At 61.1% G+C, this 7,016-nt stretch carries 6 protein-coding genes; 4 read left to right on the forward strand and 2 right to left on the reverse strand.

Going from position 1 to position 7,016, the window contains the following annotated elements:
* Nucleotides 1-248 precede the first annotated feature (248 nt).
* The 3 genes from EOB59_RS07830 to EOB59_RS07840 all read left to right on the forward strand — a co-directional run bounded on the left by EOB59_RS07830 (nucleotide 249) and on the right by EOB59_RS07840 (nucleotide 3,705).
* Nucleotides 249-1,376, forward strand: coding sequence for a L,D-transpeptidase (locus EOB59_RS07830; RefSeq protein ID WP_127398848.1), 1,128 nt, complete (start codon nucleotides 249-251; stop codon nucleotides 1,374-1,376).
* Between the two features lie 145 nt (nucleotides 1,377-1,521).
* Nucleotides 1,522-3,150 (forward strand): CTP synthase, encoded by a 1,629-nt coding sequence (locus EOB59_RS07835; protein WP_164895606.1) that lies wholly within the window; start codon nucleotides 1,522-1,524, stop codon nucleotides 3,148-3,150.
* A gap of 18 nt (nucleotides 3,151-3,168) precedes the next feature.
* Complete coding sequence (locus tag EOB59_RS07840; protein ID WP_127268715.1) at nucleotides 3,169-3,705, forward strand: DUF1697 domain-containing protein; 537 nt, start codon at nucleotides 3,169-3,171, stop codon at nucleotides 3,703-3,705.
* A 35-nt stretch (nucleotides 3,706-3,740) separates the two neighbouring features.
* Here the strand turns inward: EOB59_RS07840 and EOB59_RS07845 are convergent, their stop codons facing one another.
* Nucleotides 3,741-5,198, reverse strand: a complete 1,458-nt coding sequence (locus tag EOB59_RS07845) for an NCS1 family nucleobase:cation symporter-1 (RefSeq protein WP_127268714.1) — start codon at nucleotides 5,196-5,198, stop codon at nucleotides 3,741-3,743.
* A 243-nt stretch (nucleotides 5,199-5,441) separates the two neighbouring features.
* Nucleotides 5,442-6,344, reverse strand: a complete 903-nt coding sequence (locus EOB59_RS07850; protein ID WP_127397238.1) for a LysR family transcriptional regulator — start codon at nucleotides 6,342-6,344, stop codon at nucleotides 5,442-5,444.
* 360 nt (nucleotides 6,345-6,704) lie between these two features.
* Between EOB59_RS07850 and EOB59_RS36050 the strand changes: the two genes are divergently transcribed.
* A partial coding sequence (locus EOB59_RS36050) for a M17 family peptidase N-terminal domain-containing protein (protein WP_281061715.1) occupies nucleotides 6,705-7,016 on the forward strand: 312 nt, incomplete at its 3' end.

Below are 7,016 nucleotides of genomic sequence, written 5' to 3' on the forward strand. Positions count from 1 at the left end.
CGCCGCACCGGCGACCCCGCAGGTCCCGAACCAATAGTCTTCCACGCTTGAAACCGCGATCTGTGGTCGTTTGAACACAGTCGCGGCAAATGCAGCAAGATCACGAAGATTCGACAGGGTGAGGCGGGGCCTCGCGCTTGAGGCAGCCGCGCTTATTCGACTATAGATTGCGCGCGGCATTTCCGGCGCCCTTGGGGGGCGCTGGGCGACGCCGTGGGCAACAAGCATAGAACGATCGGATCTTCGCCATGCAGCTTCGCAGCTTCATTTTCCTGGGACTTTGCGCCGCACTCGGCATGAGTTCCCCAGCCTCCGCCGGCGTGCCGGCAAATATGGCCGCACAGCCTTCGGCTGAAACAACTTCTGCAATCAACGTCGCCGTCAAGAGTGATGCGTCGCAATTGAAGCTTCTCAAGAAGAAGAAAAACCCGACGCCCGACGACCTCGCCCAGATCAAGAAGATCGAGGCCAAGATCGTTGCCGACAAGGAAGCCGCCAAAGCCAAGGCGCTCGAAGCCAGGAAACTGGCGATGCGCGAGGCGGCCAAGGCCAAGGCCGACGCTGAACGGCAGGCGTTCCTGGCCAAGAAGGGCAAGAGCACGCAGGCAACCCAGGTGGCCGATGCCAAGCCGGCCAAGAAGCTGGTTGCCAAGATCATCGAACCGATCGAACCGATCGCGCCGATCCAGTCGGCCGAGCCGCTTCCGGCAGAGGCGATGAACATCGCCCTGACCGGCAACAATGGCGAGTTGCGCAGCGAGGTCATCGGCCAGAAGCAGCCGAGCAGCGGCGGTTTGTTCGCCGGTCTCTTCGGCGGTAGCTCTTCCTCTTCGTCGATTTCATATCTTCCCGAGACACGGGCTCTCGACCAGGCTCTCGCCAAGAGGGAAGCCAAGAAGCAGTTCAAGGTGAAGCCGGAATTCGTGCCGCAGGACGTGGAATTCAGCGGTTACGCTGCCGGCACCATCGTTATCGACACCAGCGCGCGCCGCCTCTACCTCGTCGAATCGTCCTCCACCGCGCGCCGCTACGCCATCGCGGTCGGCCGCGACGGCCTGCAGTTCAAGGGTACGGTTGCAGTCGGTGACAAGCAGGAATGGCCGCGCTGGATCCCGACGCTGGACATGCAGAAGCGCGAGCCGAAGCATTACGGCCAGTATAAGGACGGTATGCCCGGCGGTGGCCAGAATCCGCTCGGCGCGCGCGCCATCTATCTCTATGACGGCAAGAAGGACACGCATCTGCGCATCCACGGCACCATTGCGCCGCAGTCGATCGGAACCAGCGCCTCGAATGGTTGCTTCCGCATGATCAACGAGCACGTCATGGACCTTTACAGCCGCGTCAGGGTTGGCACCAAGGTCGTCATCATCTGACGTTTCGTCATCCTGCCGAAAGGGCCGGCTCAGCCGGCCCTTTTGTTTTGCCTTGTTCACGATCCAAGCGCCTTCTTGGGAAAAAAGCTTCGCGGCGGTTTTTTCTCTGGCGGAATCAATCCGGCCGCGTTAAGCGATGACTCCCATGGCGCGATATGTATTCATCACAGGCGGCGTGGTTTCCTCACTTGGAAAAGGCATTGCCGCAGCGGCCCTTGGGGCTCTCCTGCAGGCGCGAGGCTATCGCGCACGCATCAAAAAACTCGATCCCTACCTGAATGTCGATCCAGGCACGATGTCGCCGTACCAGCATGGCGAAGTCTTCGTCACCGACGATGGCGCGGAAACCGATCTTGATCTTGGCCATTACGAGCGCTTCACAGGCCGCTCCGCCAACCAGCAGGACAACATCACCACCGGCCGCATCTACAAGAACATCATCGAGCGCGAGCGGCGCGGCGACTATCTCGGCGCAACCGTGCAGGTCATCCCGCACGTCACCGATGAGATCAAGAATTTCGTTCTCAACGGCAATGACGACTATGATTTCGTGTTGTGCGAGATCGGCGGCACGGTCGGCGACATCGAGGCGATGCCATTCCTGGAAGCTATTCGCCAGCTCGGCAACGACCTGCCGCGCAACAACGCCGTCTACGTCCATCTGACGCTGATGCCCTACATCCCGACGGCAGGCGAGCTGAAGACCAAGCCGACTCAGCATTCGGTCAAGGAGCTGCGCGGCATCGGCATCGCGCCCGATATCCTGCTGGTCCGTGCCGACCGCGCCATTCCCAAGGAAGAGCGTAGGAAACTGTCGCTGTTTTGCAATGTGCGCGAAAGTGCCGTGATCCAGGCGCTCGACGTGCCGCATATCTACGATGTGCCGATGGCCTATCACAAGGAAGGGCTCGATTCGGAAGTGCTGGCCGCCTTCGGCATCGATCCGGCGCCGAAGCCGCGCATGGAGCCGTGGCAGGCGGTATCCAACCGCATCCACAATCCGGAAGGCGAGGTCACCATCGCCGTTGTCGGCAAATATACCGGCCTCAAGGACGCCTACAAATCTCTGATCGAGGCGCTCTCGCATGGCGGCCTTGCCAACCACGTCAAGGTCAAGCTCGACTGGATCGAATCGGAGATCTTCGAAAAAGAGGATCCGACGCCCTGGCTGGAAAAGGTGCATGGCATCCTGGTCCCAGGCGGCTTTGGCGAGCGCGGTGCGGAAGGCAAGATCCTGGCGGCGAAGTTCGCGCGTGAGCGCAAGGTGCCGTATTTCGGCATCTGCTTCGGCATGCAGATGGCCTGCATCGAGGCGGCGCGGTCGCTGGCCGGCGTCGAACATGCGTCTTCGACCGAGTTTGGTCCGACCGAGGAACCGGTGGTCGGCCTGATGACCGAATGGCTGAAAGGCAACATGCTGGAGAAGCGCCGCGAAACCGGCGATCTCGGCGGCACGATGCGGCTCGGCGCCTATCAGGCCGAGCTCGCCAAGGGCTCCAAGATCGCCGAGATCTATGGCGACACACAGATTTTCGAGCGCCATCGCCACCGCTACGAGGTCAATGTCGACTACAAGGAGCGGCTCGAGGATTGCGGCCTGGTGTTTGCCGGTATGTCGCCCGACGGCGTGTTGCCGGAAACGGTCGAATACCCGGACCATCCGTGGTTCATCGGCGTGCAGTATCACCCGGAACTGAAAAGCCGGCCGCTCGAGCCGCATCCGCTGTTCGCCAGTTTCATCGAGGCGGCCGTGGAGCAGAGCCGGCTGGTGTAGCGATCAGGTCGGGCGGCAATGCAGACCTATGTCGCACTGCTTTACAGCATCATCCTGGCTGAGGGGCGACGGGTCGTCATGGCCGACCTCAAGGCCATGGCCGAAGAGCTCGGGCTGAACAACCCGCGCACGCTGGTGGCGACGGGCAATCTGGTCTTCGAGGCACCGGCAACTGATATCGCCGACCTCGAACAGTGGTTGGAGGCAGCCTTCGAAAAAACCTTCGGCCGCCATGTCGATATCATCGTGCGCGGTGCCGAGGACTGGCTGAAGCTTGCCGCCGGCAATCCGTTTCCGATGGAATCGAATGCGACCGCGGATCAGGTGGCGGTGCGCGTGATGCGTAAGCCTGCACCCGAGCAGGCCGTGACGGCACTGCAGGCCTATGCCGCCGAGGACGAGAAAGTGACTTCGCTCGGCGGCGACATCTGGGTCGTCTTTTCGCGAGAGAGGCCAAGTTCGCGGCTGCTCGCGGCAATGAACCACAAGCGCATGGGCATCGGCACGTCGCGCAACTGGAACACGGTGCGCAAATTGGCCGAGATGATCGGGTAGTTGGGGCGGCTTTGCGCCGCCCCTGATGATGCTCGTCAGGCTTTCGCGGTCTTGGCGCCTGCGCCAAGGGCGGCGGTGCGCAGCACGTAGTAGATAATGCCGGCGATCGCCACCCCGAAGAACCAGCCATAGACGCCCCACCAGGACGGCAGCCAGTTGGTGAAGTTGGGCAGGATCGACGAGAAGATGGCGCCGATGCCGGCGGCGATGAAGGCGTTGACGTGCCAGCCGCCCTGGAAACGGAACTCGCCGTCCTCGCGATAAAGCGCCTCGACGTCGACCTCGCCCTTCCGGATCAGGTAGTAGTCGACCATCATCACGCCGAAGATCGGCCCCATTGTCGCGCCGATGATGTTGACGAAGGAAGCGGCACTGCCTTCCCACGGCGCGAAGGGGTAAAGCAGCAGGGCAATCACGGCCGCGATATAGCCGCCCTTCTTGAAGTCGATCTGCCTGGGAAAGACGTTGGAGAAGTCGAAGGCCGGCGAGACGAAGTTTGCCACCACGTTGATGCCGAGGGTTGCCACGGCAAAGGTCAAGGCTGCGAGCGCTGCCAGGAACCAGCTGTCGAATTTCGCCGAGATCTGGTCGGGATGCAGCAGCACCTCGCCATAGACATCAAAGGCGGCAATGGTGGTGACGCCGGCGACCAGCGAAAACAGGATCAGGTTGATCGGCAGGCCCCAGATGTTGCCCTTGCGCAGCGATGCCTTGTCCGGCGCGTAACGGGCGAAATCGCAGAAGTTGAGATAGAGCGCCGAGAAATAGGTGACCCAGATTGCCGCCACCGCAAACAGCGAGGTCCACGATCCCGGCGTGCCCGGCACGCCCGCGTCCTTCGTCTTGTCCAGCAGCACGTCCATCGGGATATCGCTGGTGAAGGCAAATCTCCCGGATTTGACGCAGAGATAGATCGCCAGGATCAGCATCATCACCCAAACCGCGGGGCCGGCCCAGTCCTGGAAGCGGCGCACCGTTTCCATGCCGTTCTGGATGATCAGCAGTTGCAGCCCCCAGATGACCACGAAGCAGATCACCTCCAGGCCGGTATGGCCGAGGAAATGCGTGCTGGCGTTGAAATCGGCGAACCATTGTGTGCGGATCAGCAGCGCCACGATCGCGCCCGAGGCGGCGGCCGTCTGCGCGCCGTACCAGAAACAGGCGACGATGGCGCGCACCAGTGCCGGTATGTTGGCGCCCCAGATGCCGAAAGAGGCGCGGGCAAGCACGGGGTAGGGCACGCCCGTCTTCACGCCGGCATAGCCGACCATGTTCATCAGCACATAGATGATCAGCGATCCGATGCCGATGGCGATGATGAAATTGACGAAGCCGCCGCAAAACAGGAACAGACTGGCGGCAAGATAGTAGCCCCAAAGGCTGTGGACGTCCGATGTCCAGACGTTGAAGATCGAGAATGGTCCCCAGTTTCGAACTTTGGCCGGAGCCAGATCCTCGTTGTACAGATCAGGTGAAGCACCCTGTATCGTCATGGCAATGTTCCCCTTTTGCAGCACGCGCCCTCACGCGTTGACCGCGTGCAGGTTAAGCCTGCCGCAGGGGAACCGACAAGCAACCTATTTGCCGGCTTTGGCCTTAAAGATATTCAATGAGAACTGCGATTATCGATGCAAGGCGATGGTGGGTCATCGCTGAACCCGGCACGGATGATTCGAAGTTCGACGCTGGGATTCCAATCTGAAACGGTGGCTGCCGACATCTTCGGTCGGCGCCATCTAAGCGATGGCCATCACCTGCTTGTGGTCCGCGACTTCAGCGAGCAGCCAATCCTGAAACAGGCCGGTGCCTGGTTTGTTGCCGATGCTGCGACGCTGATGCAGGTAAATGCCGGCCGGATAGGTGTGACGGACATGGAACGGCGCGACCAGTTTGCCTTGCTGTAGAAAATCTTGCGCCATGATCGTGTCCGCAAGCGCTATTCCGGCGCCATTGATCGCTTCGCGCATGATGAGCGTACAATCATCGAGTGTTGTGCTGGATTTTGGCGTCGTTTCCAGAACGCCTTCCTGCTCCAGCCAACGCTTCCATCTCATGGTTTCGCATTCATGGATCAGATGATGATTGACCAGATCGGCCGGCGATCGCAGCGGCACAGGCCCCTCCAAAAGCGAAGGCGCACAGACCGGGGTCAAAAGCAGCGGGATCAGCAGCGTCAAAGCCGGGCCGGCCTTGTAGACGAACTCGTCGACAATGGCCAAATCGAAGTTGGCGCGCTTGCCTGAAGTGGAGATCTCCAAATCCACCGACGGATGCAACCGGCGAAAGTTCGGCAACCGGTCCGCCAGCCAAAGGTTCAGAACGGTGGGCACGCACAAGACCCGGACCCGTTGGATCTTGCCGTGGCGCGAGCCGTCCGAGAGGCTGACGTCATCGGTGGCGCGCCAGATGGCTTCGAACGCCTCCGAGAGGCTGCGCGCATAGTAGGAGCCCCTGATGGTTGGCGTTATCTGGCGAAAACCGCGTTCGAACAGGTCCTGGCCAAGATTTCGTTCAAGCGCGCGGATGTGGCGGCTGACAGCCGAGGGTGTCAGATGCAGTTCTTCCGCCGCGTCCTTGACGCTGCCGAGGCGAGCGGCGGCCTCGAAAGCGCGCATGCCATTGAGTGAGGGAAGGGCCATTGGACGATCATGAATTGTCAGTTGAGTTTTTGTCAATCGACATGGGCAGAATTCGCGTTTGATTGCCTGCCCCCTTAGGGGATACCCAGAGGACAAGAGCAATTAAGTCGTCTCAAGCGACTGTTTGGGAACACCGGTACCATACCATCGACGGCTGAGACCGGCTTGACCAGTCTCACCGGTGGAGAGCGAAGCTTTGCTCGGTATCGCCGCAATTGGAGAGAGCGCCAGCCTATGCCTCAATCGCCAGCGCCGGTCTTCGAAGCTGCGGAGGAGATTTCCGCGGAAACCTCCGTCGTCGTGATTTTGCAAACTGCCCAACCAGGCTTTGGTCCCCGGGCAGCGGCTCTGGACGCTGAGATGAGCGGGATTCTCTCTCGTGCATGCTCTGACCCGGCCGCCTTGGCCGGATTCGGCACCTGCATCGATCTTATCGCCCCGCAGGCAGTATCGACCAAGCGCGTGGTTGTCCTGGCCTTGGGCAAAGCCGAAGCCGTAACCACCCTCTCGTTGGCGCGCGCCGGCGGTCTGCTTGCCGCACATCTGGAAGGCAAGGGGGAATGCGCGGCCACTCTGGTCCTGGACCCCATCGCTGGCATTGAACTATCCGGCGCCGAAATCCTGGCGCGTGTCGCGCTTGGCATGCGGCTGCGCCGCTATCGTTTCGACATG

The organism is Mesorhizobium sp. M7A.F.Ca.MR.176.00.0.0 (assembly GCF_004023165.1).
In the GTDB taxonomy this organism is placed as follows: domain Bacteria; phylum Pseudomonadota; class Alphaproteobacteria; order Rhizobiales; family Rhizobiaceae; genus Mesorhizobium.

What these genes read in the sequence shown, in the direction of transcription:
- EOB59_RS07830 (WP_127398848.1), top strand. Translation starts at nt 249, where the DNA reads ATGCAGCTTCGCAGCTTCATTTTCCTGGGACTTTGCGCCGCACTCGGC.
- EOB59_RS07835 (WP_164895606.1), top strand. Translation starts at nt 1,522, where the DNA reads ATGGCGCGATATGTATTCATCACAGGCGGCGTGGTTTCCTCACTTGGA.
- EOB59_RS07840 (WP_127268715.1), top strand. Translation starts at nt 3,169, where the DNA reads ATGCAGACCTATGTCGCACTGCTTTACAGCATCATCCTGGCTGAGGGG.
- EOB59_RS07845 (WP_127268714.1), bottom strand. Translation starts at nt 5,198, where the DNA reads ATGACGATACAGGGTGCTTCACCTGATCTGTACAACGAGGATCTGGCT.
- EOB59_RS07850 (WP_127397238.1), bottom strand. Translation starts at nt 6,344, where the DNA reads ATGGCCCTTCCCTCACTCAATGGCATGCGCGCTTTCGAGGCCGCCGCT.